Here is a 15,904-nt window from a genome sequence, read left to right on the forward strand (position 1 = left end):
AACAAGTTGCATGCAAAGATACAAAATGAACGCATCGGAAAACCGCTTCACGAGCTAAAAACAGCCTAATATATTCAAAAAAAGCCCTACCATAGGGGGCTTATTTAAGTATACCCAAAAACAGCTAACCGGGGGGAAAGCCCATGTTCCCTTTAAAATTTTGAAGCTGTTTTTTATTTTTTATCCAAAAAAGGGGAGTGCCGCTAACACTTAAATAGTGTTTTGCGACACTCCCTTTCATCACTTCCAGTATGCATACCTGAAAAATTTAAACTCCAATGGGGTGGCAATATAGCCCGTCAGTCCTGGCTTTACAACCAAATTTTCAGAGTAGAAATATATAGGCCCTACAGGAAATTCTTTCATAAGGAGTGCATCAGCCTTGTGCATGGCATCCATTCTGACCTTCTCGTCAGACTGGGTCCTGGCAATATTGACATAATCATCGTATTCCTTGTTGCTCCAGTGCGGATTATTGTTCGCACTTCCTGTCGACAGAAGTTCAAGCATACCAAGAGGATCTATATAATCGGCAATATATCCATCCCTGGCTATATCAAAATCTCCCTGCCTTCTCGTGTCAAGAAATACATTCCATTCCTCCTGTTTTAATTCAATATCTATACCAAGGTTTTGCTTCCACATCTGCTGTATAGCCTCAGCTATCTGTTTGTGCGTTTCACTGGTGTTAAATGTATATGTGAGCTTTGGGAACCCCTTGCCATCCGGATAACCCGCTTCCTTTAATAGCTCCCTTGCCTTTTCTACGTTGGCTTTTGTTGTATCATAGAAGTCCCCGCCAACTTTCCTGAAGTCCTGAGATGGATCAACATCAGGGAGGCCATAGGGTACAAATGCACCGGCAGGAACTTCGCCGCCCTTTGTTATGTTTTCCACTATCGCCTTTCTGTCAATAGCCAGCGTCAGAGCTTCCCTCACCCTCGGGTCATCTAAGGGTTTTTTGTTTACATTATAGCTCAAATAATAGGTACCAATGGTAGGTACAGATATCAAATAGCCCTCATCCTTCAGCCTGGATAGTTCTTGAGCCGGTGGGTTGTCCATAAGGTCTACCTGACCTGACTCAAAGGCAGAAAGGGCAGTGTTTTCATCAGCTATTTCAGTGAAAATCAGCTTATTGAGTTTTACATTTTGCGCATCCCAGTAGTTAGGATTTTTTACAAATTCGATAGTGTCATTATGCACCCATTTGACCATCTGAAATGGTCCATTGCCAATATAGGTCTCAGGATGCATGGCCCATCCCTCAGGGTCTTTCTCTACCATATCCTGTCTTACAGGTACAAGCTCATGCCTCGAAAATATCTGGAGTATATATGCAGTAGGAGCCTTCAGGGTGACCTGCAGCGTCTTGTCATCTAAGGCTTTTATACCCACATCATCCCAGCTTGCTTTTCCGTTATAGTATTCTTCTGCATTCTTTACATAGAAAAGGTTATACGCATAGTGTGCCCCCACACTGGGGTCCAATGTTCTCTTCCATGAATACACAAAGTCATTAGCAGTCACCGGCTTGCCGTCATACCATTTTGCATTTTGCCTTATATGGAATGTCCATATAAGTCCATCTTGAGATACATCCCATTTCTCAGCTATGGCAGGTTCTATGACATTTTTCTCATTATGTCTTACCAGTGCCTCAAAGTTGTTATATATCACCTGATCACCGGGAATCTCGCTGCAAAATGCAGGATCCACACTCTGTGGCTCTGCACCAAGGTTGTATACAAGCGTATCCTTTACCTGCTCCGTCTGCTGAGTCTCCTGTGGTTTTTTCTCAGGTGCCTGTTGGTTTGCAGAACATCCTGCCACAAGGGTTATGGAAAGAATTGTTACAATCAGAAATATAAAAATCCTCCTCATTAAATTTACCCCTCCTTGTTACCATCTATTCAAATGTACCTTTAACTACGGCCTGGCCATTTTCCACCATCAGCCTGCCTCTTGCAAATACCATCTCAATACCCATGCTGTCATCCAAAACTACAATATCAGCATCAGAACCTGCCGATATGCTCCCCTTTTCAGGGTATACCCTCAGCCTCTTCGCCACATTGGCTGTTATTATTGAGACTGCTTCTGACATATTCATGCCATCCCTCACCATGCATATAAACTCCTCATAGAGCGTATGACAGTCCGCCACCATGAGCCCTTTTACCTCTCTCTTTTCATTGAAGAGAGGCATACTTCCGTTCCCGTCAGAGCTCATAGTGATATTCTCCAATGGTATACCGTTCTCAAGATATGTCCTCACTGCTTCTGACGGCTTTACCGATCCGTCTGCGTCAGTTTTTGGTGATACTCCTGAAGTGATGTCAATATATCCGCCAATCCTCCCCCAACCTATACCACACTCCAGCAGAGTCCTGCTCCTGTTCATATGAGTTGGAACAAACTGCGTTACAGGTATCTCTGTATCCTCCACTATCTCAAACAGCATGGATAATGCCCTCTCACCGCTGCCTACATGCAAATGCACTATGCCGGCCTTACCTGAGAGCATACCTCCTACTCTGGCCTCTGCCGCAATCCGTTTTAACTCCTCTATAGTAGGTTGGGAGGAACGATGATCGGATATGGCAATCTCACCTGCCCCTATCACTTTGTCGATCAGGATGATATCACTCCTGATACTGCCCGTTATTGTGCATGTAGGTACCTGATAGCATCCCGTATAGATATATGAGGTAAGCCCTTCTGACTCAAGACCCCTTGCCTTAGCCAGAAGGCTTTCCATATGTCTTGTAATCCCATCAGTACCCAGGAGCCCGGCCACAGTGGTTATGCCGGAGGTGGTGAGATCGGACAGCATTATCTCTGGTGTCCTGGATGCATAGCCTGCCTCTCCGCCTCCCCCTATTATATGCACATGCTGATCTATGAACCCAGGCAGGGCCGTCTTACCGTTCAAGTTATATTCTTCAATCTCCAGCCCTGTAATGTTTATATCTTTTTCCACCAAAGCTATCCTCTCACCTGCTATGAGTATATCTCTAATACCTAAATCTTCCGGGGCAAAAACATGGGCATTCTTTAGCAGTTTGAACATAATTATGCGCCCTTTCTATGCCAGAATTCTCCTGGTGAAATGCTAAAGATAAAGCTATAAAAGCACCTGTACCTGCAAGTTTTACAATATCGTCAGACTATGTCAACAGCAGTACCCCCCCCTTTCTAAGCTACCTATCACTATAAGCAAATTTCATGCCAAACCAAACCGCCTTAAATCCGGCAAAGTAATGGGGTGAAATCATATTTATTTCATCCCATTACTGTTGTCAGTCAAATATTTTATTCCCTTTTCAGTTATCTCTGTACCCTCTATGCCCCTCTTTATTTCTATAAGGCCCAGGTCTCTAAGTCTCTTCATTATATGTCTTAACCTGTATTCGCTTATGTAGACCCCGCTGTCCGATAGTTCTTTAAACAGGGTCCGCCTGCCCATTGGCTTTTCTCTTAGAAGGTTCAAGACACGGATAGAATCCGTATAGATATCTTCTCTGCTCAATATCCTGTCAATTTCCGTCTTCTCTGTATGAACCGGACGCATATATTGCGGCAGGTCGTCTATCTCAACAAGGTCATCCTCTTTTACTGTACAGAGATACTCTACCACGTTCTCCAGTTCCCTGACATTACCCGGCCATGGATATTCTTCAATAAGTTTCATGGCCTCTCTGCTGATCCTGAGATGCCTGCCACGTTTTATCATGAAATGTCTTATTAACGGGAAAATATCTTCAACTCTTTCCCTCAATGGGGGTATCCTGATAAGGAGAACATTCAACCTGTAATAAAGGTCCTCCCTGAACTTTCCTGCCTCTATCAGCTTTACAAGTTCCCTGTTGGTGGCTGCTATCACCCTTACATCGATGGGTATGACCTTTAAGCCTCCCACCCTCCGTATCTGTTTTTCCTGGAGTACACGCAGCAGTCTTGCCTGCAGTTCCAGCGGTGCATCTCCTATTTCATCCAGGAAAATTGTGCCGCCATGAGCTTCTTCAAAAAGGCCTATTTTCCCTCCCCTCTTAGCTCCTGTGAAGGCACCCTCCTCATACCCAAAAAGTTCACTTTCCAGAAGATTTGAAGGTATGGAGGCAAAATTAACAGCTACAAAGGGCATATTTTTCCTCTCTGACATATTGTGTATTGCCTGGGCCACAAGTTCTTTGCCTGTGCCCGACTCCCCCAGGATCAATACAGTGGAGTCACTCTTAGCTATTTTCTCCGCCAACTTTACTGTATTTGTCATACTCCTGCTCTCGGTAACTATATCACGTACCGTATACTTAGCTATATTGCCGTGTTCTGCAAGCTTCAGGCGCAGCTTCCTCTCCATTTCCCTTATCTCTGACACATCCTTTAAGGCATACAGGGTCATTTCCCCCAAACGCTTTGAGCTTATCACGACCTCCCTGCCATTAAAGTTATACACCCCTCCGTCAAGCAAACCACCTCTAATGCCCAATCTCGCCATTATTGTTTGTAGAGGCATACTCTTAAGATCTATATCTCCAATAAACCTCTTCGCCACAGGGTTTAATAACTCTATATAGCCATTATTACCTGTCACCATTATGCCTTCATCAATCGTATTTAAGACAGCCTCCAGCTGCAGCGAGTTATAGGTAGCCTCTCTTGTTATCTCCACTATATCCTTTATATATTTTACGGAAACCATATTGCTCTTTATATTTAAAAGGTTAAAGCGCTGAAGCAATTCATATATGGTGGATATGTCAAGCGTCCTTACACCTATATCTATAAAGGACCTTATACCCTCGGGTACAAGCTGCGGTTCACCAGGTGTCACCACATAGTCAAAGCCCTCGCTTATTTGACGGCCTGGCCAGTATGGTATAAAACTAAGGTAATCAAAACCCAAATTTTTTAATAGCTCTATGGTCTCCATTGTTGACGCCTCAAGGTCATTGACCAAAAGTACTCTGCTTCCAGGTGGTACGGCAAAGAGCCTGCTTAGCTCCTTGTAGTTTATCGATCTCCTTGCCACAATAATGGGGGTACCTTCCTCTATATGACCTATAACAGCATTATAAACAGCATCGCTACTTATAAGTATAAGGTCGTCACACAATGAATCAGGTATGCCCCCCTCTACTGATAAGCCCTTTATCTCGATGGAATCTCCAATAAAATCCCTTAGCTGCCTTATCAGTATTTTCAATGTGTTTTCCCCCTGGCTTAACACAGTAACCCCCATAAAAACCTCCTTGTTTAGAAAGGCTACCATTATGGTAGCCTACATATTCTCAGGATACTTCTTTATATCAGCACTGGTCTTCCAATCCTCAATCAACTGGCTGAACTTTTCATCCCTTTTATTGGAAAGCACAAGGTCTTTAATCTCAGCCTTTACCTCGTCAAATGGCTTTACCGGATATACCTTTTTATCAGAAACCTTTATAATATGATAACCATCGTTTGCCTTTATGAGGCTGGATATCTCGCCAGGCTGCAAAGCAAAAGCAGCTATGCTTATCTCTGTGGGCTGTTCGTAATAGGTAAACTCCCCAAGGCTTCCTCCATTATCCTTTGTAGCCTCGTCTTCCGAATACTGTTTGGCCAGAGCGGCAAAGTCCTCCCCAGCTTTTGCCTTTTTAAGCACCTCTTCCGCTTTTGCCTTATCTGTTATGAGTATATGGGCAGCAGTCACCGTGTCGGGCTGGGTCTTGTAATCCGCCTGGTGCTGGTTGAAATACTGTCTTACCTCTTCATCGGTCACCTTGACGTCTGCTGTGGTCTTTTCCCACAGCTTGTACTGAAGGAGCTGTACCCGCATCAGGCTCGTATAAAACTCTTCAGATACCTTCTGGCTGTCCAGGTATTCCTTGAACTTTTCATCACCACCAAAGGCACTTTTAACTGAATCGATGTGGGACTTCAGCTCATCCTGAAATTCCTTGGAATTGACATCTATATTATTCTTCTTGGCTTGCTGGTTTAATATTGTCTCATATATCATCTCATCTAAGACATTCTCTTTTAATATATCTATCATCTTCTTGCCCTGAGACTCTGTCTCCCAATATTTCTCATCCACATTGGGTTGTGCCTCATAGGACTTCTTATAGTTATTAAGTGTCTCATCAAAGGCAGACTTCTTTATATCCTCTCCATTTACTGTTGCAACAACCTTGTCCTGCGGCTTGCTGGAGCATGCAGCCAACCCCATAACCAAGACAAACACAAGACCTAATAAAAGTATCTTTTTTTTCAATCCCACCACTCCCCATTAGTAATGACTCTATTATACACCATCACACTGCAACCTTCAAATCCTCTATTTCTTTTAATACCTTTAAGAAATCCTCCAGTCTGCTCAAAACCTCATCTTCACGCCTGCTTTTTAATTTCAAGGTAAAATATGGGGGTTCCGTAGCTGAATAAAGAACGTCCATGCATTTCGCCATCACCTTGCTTATATACTCAATATCTGACCCTTTTTCCTCCGAAATCCTCACTATGATGCTGTCGCCTTTCTGTTCTATGGATGGTATCTTAAGTAGCCTGGCAATAGACTTCATATATGCAATTTTTATGAGGTTTAAAACGGGTCCAGGTATATCCCCAAACCTGTCTATAAGCTCCTCCTGTATATCTATCACATCCTCTGGGGACTCTATAGATGCCATCTTTTTATACATCTCTATACGGAGTGCCTCCTCTCCTATATATTCATCGTCTATATAGGCATTTACATCAAGATCTATAGTAGTATCCACCTCTCTGCCTACCTTTTCTCCCTTGAGTTTCCTTATGGCCTCTTCCATCATCTTAAAGTACAGGTCATAACCAACAGCCATCATATGCCCATGCTGCTCAGGCCCCAACAGGTTTCCCGCACCCCTTATCTCTAAGTCCCTCATGGCCAATTTAAATCCTGATCCAAACTCTGTAAACTCTCTTATGGCCTTGAGCCTTTTCTCAGCCTCTTCTGAAAGCACCTTATCCTTATCATAAGTAAAATAGGCATAGGCCAACCTGTTGGAACGGCCTACCCTGCCTCTCAACTGGTAGAGTTGGGCCAGGCCCATCCTGTCTGCATCCTTTATGATAATTGTATTTACATTCTGTATGTCAAGTCCCGTCTCAATAATAGTGGTACAGACCAGAACGTCGTACTCCCTGTTATAAAAGGCCTTCATCACTTTCTCCAGTTCCCTCTCAGACATCTTTCCATGGGCCACACATACCCTGGCCTCCGGCACGAGGTTTCTGAGCCGCTCTGCCATTTTGGCTATGTCATAAACCCTGTTGTATAGAAAGTATACCTGTCCTCCCCTCCCAATCTCCTTTAATATGGCATCTCTGACCACCTCATCATTATACTCCAGCACGTACGTCTGCACGGGATACCGTTCCTCTGGAGGGGTCTCAATTATACTCATATCCCTAAGGCCAATCAAAGACATGTGCATCGTCCTCGGTATGGGCGTGGCAGACAGGGTAAGCACATCCACATTTTTGGCTATCTTCTTAAGAAGCTCCTTATGTTTTACCCCAAACCTCTGCTCTTCATCTATAATGAGAAGCCCCAGGTCTTTAAACCTTATATCCTTCTGTAAAAGCCTGTGGGTACCTATGACGATGTCCACATCTCCAGTCCTTAACCTTTCCAATGTCTCTTTCTGCTGTTCTGGCGTCCGGAATCTGCTGAGCATATCGATAGAGACAGGAAAGTCTTTAAACCTCTCCACAAAGTTGTTGTACTGCTGTTCAGCTAAGATGGTGGTAGGACACAGGTACGCCACCTGTTTTCCATCCATCACCGCCTTGAAGGCCGCCCTTATCGCCACCTCTGTCTTTCCGTAGCCCACATCACCACAGAGGAGCCTATCCATGGGACGTGGCTTTTCCATGTCAGCCTTTACCTCTTCTATTGAGCGCAGTTGGTCAGGCGTCTCCTCATAGGGAAACCTCTCTTCAAACTCCTTCTGCCACGGTGTATCTTTGGAAAAGGCATAACCTTCTATAGTCTGGCGCACTGCATACAGCTCGACAAGTTCCTTTGCCATCTCCTCAATGCCTTTTTTGGCCCTGTCCCGCGTCTTCTGCCATTCTCCGCCACTCAGTCTGTTTACCTTGGGAGCCCTGCCCTCCTCACCCACATATTTCTGCACCAGGTCCATCTGTTCAACAGGTACATACAGTTTATCCGACCCCGCATACTCCAGGTTCAGATAGTCCCTCGTCACACCGTCCACCTTCATTGTAACTATCCCAAGGAACCTGCCTATACCATGATTTTCATGCACCACATAGTCCCCCGGCTTTAAATCTGAAAGTTCCAGTTTCCTGCTCTGCTGCCTCCTTGAGGGCAAGACCCTCTGCCTGGCCACCCCAAAAAGCTCTACGTCTGATACCAGAGCAAAGCCTGCCCCAGGTATCTCAAACCCCTCTGAAACACTTCCGGGCACAATGTTTATCTCATTTGCCACTATGCCATCCATATCTTCAGCATAATAGGAAAAGATGCCAAATTCATTAAGGCTCTTTGTAAGTGCGTGTCCCCTGTCGCTATTACCCGAGAGCAATACTACCGTATATGCCTTTTTCCTCCACCCCATAACCTCATCCCTGATAAGTTCAGGCCTGCCGTGAAATGGGTGCATACCCTTTACAATAAAGTCTACATTAACCTCTGGTTTTATTACAGAACTTCTGCGGAAAACTGATGATGTTATAAGTATCCTCTTTTCTGCAGAAGATAGGATTCCATTCATCGTCATCATCAGGTTGGCCTGGCCTGGGAGTACCTCACCCTTTCCCAAAAGCTCGGTCAATGTCTCGCCAAAACCTCTATGCTCCAGCTCCGCCTTTTCAGACAGTCTGGAGGGTTCTATAAGGATTACAATGGCATCATCGGACAAATAATCCACAAGGCTATAAAATTCACTGTAAAAGTAAGGCATGTACTGCTCCATACCCTCAAAATAGGTGCCCAGGTTGAAGTTTATAAGCCTCTCCTCTATCTTCTTCCTAAGCCTATCCTGTACATTGGGAAGCTTCAGTCTTCCCATCTGTGAGGAAAGGTCATATGACATCTCTTTATAAGCCCTCTTAAAATCCTCAGGCCCGGCTATTATCTCCCTAGCCGGTGTTAAGTACACCTCTCTCATCTCATCAGTAGACCTCTGGGTAAGAGGGTCAAAGTACCTTATGGAGTCCACCTCAACATCGAAAAACTCTATCCTCACTGCCTCTTTAGTATCCATCGGAAAAATGTCTATTATGTCACCCCTTACAGCAAACTGCCCTCTCCCTTCCACCAGAGACTCCCTCTCATACCCGAGGTATACAAGCCGATCAATCAGCTCATACATATCCATGGAATCGCCAACAGAAATATGCATTACAGACTTCAAAAACACTTCCGGAGGCATTATCCTTTGCAGCAGTGACTCAATAGATGTACACAGCACCACATCTTCCCCTTTTACGATGTGGCTTAAAGTCTCCAGCCTCTTTGCTGTTATGTCCATACTGCTGGCCACCACGGAGTAAAAAATAAGATCTCTTTTTGGAAACATGTATACCGTGTTTTTTAAATAAAAAAGGAGATCCTCATAGATTTTTCTCATTTCGTTCTCATTCTCAGTTACTACAAGGACCTGCCTTTTGTATTCATTATTTAAAGCAGCTATCAATGGCACGGTCTGTGCAGGGGTAAGGCCTGAAACAGCTATAGGGCTTTCCCCTGATTTGATGGCATCCCTTAACCTCTCGTAGGAAGACAACCGCAAAAATGGATTAAATGCCAAATTACCACCCCGCTAATCTGGATTGTATCGGTTCATGGCCGTATCAATACCCTCTTTTATTATACACTCTATGGCATCTGCCGCTTTTTTTATGCTCACCCTCATCACTGCCAATTCTTCTTCAGTAAACCTGCCCAGCACATGGGATACCAAATCCGTCTCTGGAGAACCAATTCCAACTCTTACCCGTTGAAATTCCTCACTTTTTATATTATATATTATGGACTTCATTCCATTATGTCCCCCATCACTGCCCTTCCTTCTTATGCGCACCTTGCCCAACGGCAGGTTTATATCATCGTAGACCACAATAAGGTCCTGAGGAGTAAGCTTATAAAAGTTCAATATATCAAGTACACAGTGTCCTGAACTGTTTACATATGTCACAGGCTTTACCAGCAAAACCTTTTCACTGCCTATAACGGCTTCGCCGATAAGTCCCTTAAACTTTTCCCTAAAACCAGCATTATATCTATTGACCAGTTCATCTACAACCATAAAGCCTGTATTATGCCTTGTCATTGCATACTCTCTGCCGGGGTTTCCTATCCCTACAACGACTCTCATCAATCCACCTCCGTATATATAATTATACACCAGAAGTCAAGATATTTAATCACAGTTTATCTCTCCATTTTAACAAGATGCAGTCACACATAACCATAACAAAAAAAGTTTTTATTTATCCTGATATCAATAGTTGAATTCTCCTTCATGACTTCCTTTACCTGTACGGTAATTCAAAGGGAGGTGTCACCAAACATAATCTGGATAGGTGTCTTTACAGCTTGGGAGTGGCAGCTCTTATCTATGATAATGGTCAAAGATGGAGACGTAAAAATAACTGATAGCGCAAATAAAGATTTTTGCGTTGTCATCCCTATGTACTATGCATACATAATTTTTCAGATAAGTCAAGTTGCTTGATTACAAAAAAAAAGAGAACAGGTTACCTGCCCTCTATTTTTGGCATGTTATGCCAGCATACCCGCACTGCGGATTATTATAATAACATCTGCCAGCAAATTACTTAAAGGCAACAAATTGAGAAAAAATCCTGCGCCGACAAGAAGTGTTAGGACAATCAAACCCGTAATACCTTTTTTCCCCATATTATCACCTTCCCTTCTTGAACTCATAATATATCACAAGTGTATATTTGTCAATGCTTTTTTATAAAATTTTGATTAATAATAATAATTTGAATGTGACTCAGCCCTATGACTTGAAAACTTGAATCGCGCTCATCTTTTTTTATATTCATATTTATTGTATAATTTATCCAAAGGGGGGATTGACTATAAATAAGAAAATTTTGGGTGAAAGGGTCAAGCGTATCCGTGAAGAGAATGGGCTCACGCAGAAGGATATAAGCGAGGGTCTTTCTTCGGGATACATAAGCAAGCTGGAAAAAGGAGAGGTTAATCCGTCTATAGAAAAGCTTGAGATAATTGCTCAACGTCTCAACATCACTCTGAGTCAGCTTTTTAATTTTGAGACAGGACCCTCTCATTGTGAAGGCAACAACCTTCTTGACCTATTTGTAAGCACTCTGATAAGTTATATCTCATCAGACTACAACCTGGCTGAAAAGTATATAGAGAGCCTAATTGAGGAGGCAACATCATATGCACAGTCGTATACCACTGATTTTATCTACCTGTTGGCCGGCGTTATTTTATTTAATCTAAAAAAGTACGATAAGGCCATTGAAAGGTTGAATCATGTAGTAGGCAGTAATGACAGCATGGTGCAGAAGATAAAGATATTTTATCTCGCCAAGTCATACTGGTATGCCGGCAATTTAGGAAAAGCCTCTTTGCTTTTTAAAAAATTAATCAATGACCCCTATTCATTTGAAAATGAGTTTTTTATGATAACTCCAAACGCCTTATTTGATTTTGCATCTTCCCTGCTCGCTGTGAAAAATTACTATGCAGCTAAATTTTACGCGCTTAAATATGTAGAAATTTGCAATCAAATTAATTACTCATATAGGAAAATAGATGCCTTTGATCTTATAGGCCTTGCAGACATGTATACGGGAAGCCATCTAGAGGCTATCAATTATTTCCATAAATTCCTGAGAGGATGTCTCATTTTTGAGGATAGGGGAGGCCTGGCCCTGGTCTACAACCACCTTGCCGAGACCTATTATCTGATGGGCGATATGGATAGGGCATTGAAATATTACAGGCGCAGTTATGAGTTCTATAAAAAATTGAACAATAATACCTTTATGGCTTACAACCTGAACAGCATAGCCAGGATATATCTGAAACTCAATCGTCCAAACGAGGCATTGGGTTATGCAAAGACTGCACTGGAGGTATTAAACCATCAAGACTGTCAGGAAGAAGAAAAGATAAAGATGCTGATAAGAGAGATAGAAACGGCAGACAAGAGAAGTCGCTGAGTCATAATTGTTAATATATAATCAATTATAGAAACTGTAGCTGTATTCTGGTATAATTAAAAAAGAGGCAGAGTAGGCATCACGCGTCAAGTGTCAGGAGATGGGATGTTGCTCCTGAACGAAAGGTTTCGCCCTGCGGTGTTGATGCCGCATTCCGCTGCCACATTAAGAGACTCCTTTCTCTTTAGTGTGGCAACGAAAATTGCCTACAGCTAAAGAGAAAGGAGGTGTCAGAATGAACCGAAGTGCTCTCTCGGCAAAGGGCATTACCTATGCCGGGTTATTTATAGCCTTGAGCATTGTCCTTACAAGGACCATGAGCTTTATGATAACTGTAGCTGGTATACAGGGAGTGAGGATAGGTTTCGGCGGAATACCTATAATTCTATCCGGCATTGTCCTGGGGCCTGGCCTTGGTGCCCTTGTAGGAGCCGCATCAGATGTCATAGGGTATATGCTCTTTCCAAACGGGCCATTCTTTCCCGGTTTCACATTAACAGCAGCTTTATCAGGTGCATTGCCTGCGATATTCCTGGGACTTATCGACAGAAATAAGAGCTATCAATTTACAAAAATCATCATTGCCGTAGCAATCTCAGACATAATAACATCGCTCTTTTTGGATACCACCTGGCTTGTCATCATGTATCACAGAGCCATATCGGTGCTCCTCCCTGCAAGGATAACAGCCAGGATGATCATGATACCGGTAAATTCCTATCTTATATACTCGCTGGTAAGATATATACCAGGTCTTAAAACAAGATAGGCAAAATTATATAAGGGCAAGTAGCCTCCCCTTTTTCATGACTTTTATCCGATGTTTAGCAGATTATAAATCATATCCAAACGCAAAGCAACCCCACTTTTTATGTGTATAAAAAGTGGGGTTTGTCATCGATCTGAGCACTGCCTTAAAGAGATGCTTCTAAAATTAACTTCCTATTGAGGATGCCAGTTTAACCTTCATGTTCATGCTTTTACCATTTCTTACCACGGTTACTGTTATGGTATCGCCAACCTTATGCTGGTATATAATTTGCTGAAGTTCATCCAGGGTCGTCACATTCTTACCATCTACAGCCGTTATCACATCACCCGGCATTATACCAGCAGTCTCAGCAGGCCCACCGGGCTGTACCTGCGCTACATATAGCCCCACAGGCAGGTTGTATATTTTGGCATCGTCAGAGCTTATCTCCTGCACTGCCACACCCATTAATGGCCTCTCTACGTATCCATTTTTGATAAGCTGGTTTATTATTGGTTTAGCGTCGTTTATGGGTATTGCAAACCCCATACCCTCTACCGGATTGCCTGAGGGCGTACCAAATCCAAAGATATCAAAAGGATTACTGCTCCCACCAGTCGATACCAGTTTTACACTTGTTATACCTATAACCTCACCCTTGCTGTTTACTAAAGGGCCGCCGCTGTTACCTGGGTTTATAGCAGCATCTGTCTGTATAAGCTTGAGCTTGGTATCGCCCACATTCAAAACCCTGTTTATGCCGCTTATTATCCCTGCCGTCACTGTACCTGCATACTGTTCACCCAGAGGATTACCTATGGCTATGGCCAATTGACCTACTTTAATTTTATCTGAATCACCAAATGTAGCTACAGGAAGGTTTGTCTCATCTATTTTCAAAACCGCAAGATCCGTCTTGGAGTCAGTACCTATCAACTTCGCCACAACCTTCTTGCCATTGGTAAGGCCCACCTCAATCCTCTTAGCCCCTTCTACAACATGGTTGTTTGTGACTATATAGCCATTCTTATCAAATATGACACCAGTGCCACTTCCTTGTTCTACATATTTTATTTGAAAATTGCTGTTCACCAATGCCATATTGCTTACACTGACCACGGCCGGACTTACCTTCTCAGCCACACTGGATATAAGGTCAGAAACAGAGTCTTCCGGTATAGTGACATCGGTGGCAGCCACAGCAGAGTCATAATTCCTGGGCACTGCATAGGTAACTATAAGGCCGCCCAGCATTGCGGACACTATGGCAACTACTATGATGACTGTCCAGGGAAACCTGTCTTTTCTCTTCACCTCATTATCTACAACCTTGAATATATCATCATTATTGTCCATAATATCACCTCCAGAGTTTTTAAAAGGAGGGGGGCAAAGCCCCCAGGGGGATAGCATAGTGTTGACCTACGCTTCAATTATTATTGTAACAGTTAATTTTTAAGAAGTTGTTAACAAAGTGTTAAATAAATGTAACAAAAAGGAGGTGGCAAACCCTACCCCATTGATAAAACTGTTTTATCGTCAAGATTGAACTGCTTTAAGAGGTACCCATACATGATTGGCATATGTGACTTTATCAATTTGTTTCATTAAACAAGTAGAATGCAAAATGGTTTTTGTTTACAAAGTTAACTGTGATATAATAAATTAAAACACTTAATAAAGGAGAGAGGTTGTTATGCAATACAGACAGCTTGGCAAACTAAATGTAGCACTATCTGCTTTGGGATTTGGTTTAATGAGGCTTCCTGTAATTGATAATGATAACAGCAAAATAGATGAGGCTGAAGCGATAAGGATGATAAGGTATGCCATTGATAATGGTGTGAATTATATTGATACAGCATGGCCGTATCATGGAGGCAACAGTGAAATAGTGGCAGGTAAAGCTTTAAAAGATGGCTATAGAGAAAAGACTTTTCTTGCGACAAAACTTCCTACCTGGTTAATAAATGCGGAAGAAGACTTGGACAAATATTTAAATGAGCAGCTTAAAAAGCTTCAGACAGACCATATTGATTTTTATCTCTTACATTCTTTAGATAAAAGCAGATGGGAGAACATGAAAAGAGTTGATGCCTTAAGCTGGGCAGAGAAGAAAAAGCAAGAGGGAAAAATAAGATACATAGGATTTTCTTTTCACGATAAGTATCTCGTATTCAAAGAAATTATAGACTATTATGACAAATGGGATTTCTGTCAAATACAATATAACTATATGGACATAGATATACAGGCAGGAGAAAAGGGACTAAGATATGCTGCCTCAAAAGGTTTAGGGGTTGTCATAATGGAGCCTATAAGGGGAGGTAGACTTGCTAATCCTCCAAAAGCTGTGATGGATATATGGAATTCCGCAAAAGTAAAACGCACTCCTGCAGAATGGGCGCTTCAATGGCTGTGGAATCAGCCAGAAGTTTCTGTTGTATTAAGTGGTATGAGCACCTTTGAACAGCTAAAAGAAAATATAGAAAATGCAAAAAGGTCAGGAGTAAATACCCTTACAGAAGAGGAACTTGAGATTGTAAATAGAGTTAGAGACAAATACAAAGAGCTTTCCCCAATTGCTTGCACAGGGTGTAACTACTGTATGCCCTGTCCAAATGGAGTAAATATACCGAGAAACTTTGAACTTTACAATGAGGCTCATATGCATAACACTTATGAAGCCAACCGCAAGAATTATGAAAACTTAAATGATGCAAAAGCAAGTTTCTGTATTGAATGTGGTACCTGTGAGAGCGCATGTCCACAGCATCTTACAATAATTGATTATCTTAAAGAAGTTGCAGATTATTTTGAGATGGCATAATGAAAAAATGAGAAGGAGTTTTACATTTTGCTCCTTCTCATTTCAGATTGTAACGTCAAGTTAAACTTTAAAACATATCTAAGGGGTTGTATCCTGATGTC

General features: G+C 42.5%; 11 protein-coding genes and 1 riboswitch. Of the genes, 3 read left to right on the forward strand and 8 right to left on the reverse strand.

Annotation, left to right across the window (positions count from 1 at the left end):
- Positions 1 to 240: 240 nt before the first annotated feature.
- The 7 genes from FWJ32_RS09310 to FWJ32_RS13345 all read right to left on the reverse strand — a co-directional run bounded on the left by FWJ32_RS09310 (position 241) and on the right by FWJ32_RS13345 (position 10,918).
- The gene (locus FWJ32_RS09310; RefSeq protein ID WP_149545686.1) at positions 241 to 1,884 is read right to left on the reverse strand and encodes a peptide ABC transporter substrate-binding protein; all 1,644 of its coding nucleotides are present in this window, start codon (positions 1,882 to 1,884) and stop codon (positions 241 to 243) included.
- 25 nt (positions 1,885 to 1,909) lie between these two features.
- Positions 1,910 to 3,073 carry a beta-aspartyl-peptidase gene (gene iadA, locus FWJ32_RS09315; protein WP_149545687.1) on the reverse strand — a complete coding sequence of 388 codons (1,164 nt, stop codon included), beginning with the start codon at positions 3,071 to 3,073 and terminating at the stop codon, positions 1,910 to 1,912.
- A 207-nt stretch (positions 3,074 to 3,280) separates the two neighbouring features.
- Positions 3,281 to 5,245, reverse strand: a complete 1,965-nt coding sequence (locus tag FWJ32_RS09320; RefSeq protein WP_162523585.1) for a sigma 54-interacting transcriptional regulator — start codon at positions 5,243 to 5,245, stop codon at positions 3,281 to 3,283.
- 39 nt (positions 5,246 to 5,284) lie between these two features.
- Positions 5,285 to 6,262: a peptidyl-prolyl cis-trans isomerase gene (locus FWJ32_RS09325; RefSeq protein ID WP_149545689.1), complete on the reverse strand. Its 978-nt coding sequence runs from the start codon at positions 6,260 to 6,262 to the stop codon at positions 5,285 to 5,287.
- Between the two features lie 40 nt (positions 6,263 to 6,302).
- The gene (mfd, locus tag FWJ32_RS09330) at positions 6,303 to 9,806 is read right to left on the reverse strand and encodes a transcription-repair coupling factor (protein ID WP_149545690.1); all 3,504 of its coding nucleotides are present in this window, start codon (positions 9,804 to 9,806) and stop codon (positions 6,303 to 6,305) included.
- Positions 9,807 to 9,818: 12 nt separating this feature from the next.
- A complete protein-coding gene (gene pth / locus FWJ32_RS09335; protein WP_149545691.1) occupies positions 9,819 to 10,373 on the reverse strand; it encodes an aminoacyl-tRNA hydrolase in 555 nt (184 codons plus the stop codon).
- 407 nt (positions 10,374 to 10,780) lie between these two features.
- On the reverse strand, positions 10,781 to 10,918 hold the full coding sequence (locus FWJ32_RS13345; RefSeq protein ID WP_162523586.1) for a hypothetical protein: 138 nt from the start codon (positions 10,916 to 10,918) through the stop codon (positions 10,781 to 10,783).
- A 182-nt stretch (positions 10,919 to 11,100) separates the two neighbouring features.
- On the opposite strand from FWJ32_RS13345, the gene FWJ32_RS09340 reads away from it, so the two are divergent.
- Together FWJ32_RS09340 and FWJ32_RS09345 are read left to right on the forward strand one after the other, a co-directional pair.
- Positions 11,101 to 12,222 carry a helix-turn-helix domain-containing protein gene (locus FWJ32_RS09340; protein ID WP_149545692.1) on the forward strand — a complete coding sequence of 374 codons (1,122 nt, stop codon included), beginning with the start codon at positions 11,101 to 11,103 and terminating at the stop codon, positions 12,220 to 12,222.
- Positions 12,223 to 12,288: 66 nt separating this feature from the next.
- A riboswitch (THF riboswitch) is annotated at positions 12,289 to 12,384 on the forward strand.
- Positions 12,385 to 12,457: 73 nt separating this feature from the next.
- Positions 12,458 to 12,991, forward strand: coding sequence for a folate family ECF transporter S component (locus FWJ32_RS09345; RefSeq protein WP_149545693.1), 534 nt, complete (start codon positions 12,458 to 12,460; stop codon positions 12,989 to 12,991).
- A 165-nt stretch (positions 12,992 to 13,156) separates the two neighbouring features.
- On the opposite strand, the gene FWJ32_RS09350 is transcribed toward FWJ32_RS09345, so the two are convergent.
- Positions 13,157 to 14,329 (reverse strand): S1C family serine protease, encoded by a 1,173-nt coding sequence (locus FWJ32_RS09350; protein WP_238988846.1) that lies wholly within the window; start codon positions 14,327 to 14,329, stop codon positions 13,157 to 13,159.
- A gap of 340 nt (positions 14,330 to 14,669) precedes the next feature.
- On the opposite strand from FWJ32_RS09350, the gene FWJ32_RS09355 reads away from it, so the two are divergent.
- Complete coding sequence (locus tag FWJ32_RS09355; RefSeq protein WP_149545695.1) at positions 14,670 to 15,803, forward strand: aldo/keto reductase; 1,134 nt, start codon at positions 14,670 to 14,672, stop codon at positions 15,801 to 15,803.
- Positions 15,804 to 15,904 lie beyond the last annotated feature (101 nt).

It is taken from the genome of Calorimonas adulescens (assembly GCF_008274215.1).
Classification (GTDB): Bacteria; Bacillota; Thermoanaerobacteria; order Thermoanaerobacterales; family UBA4877; genus Calorimonas; species Calorimonas adulescens.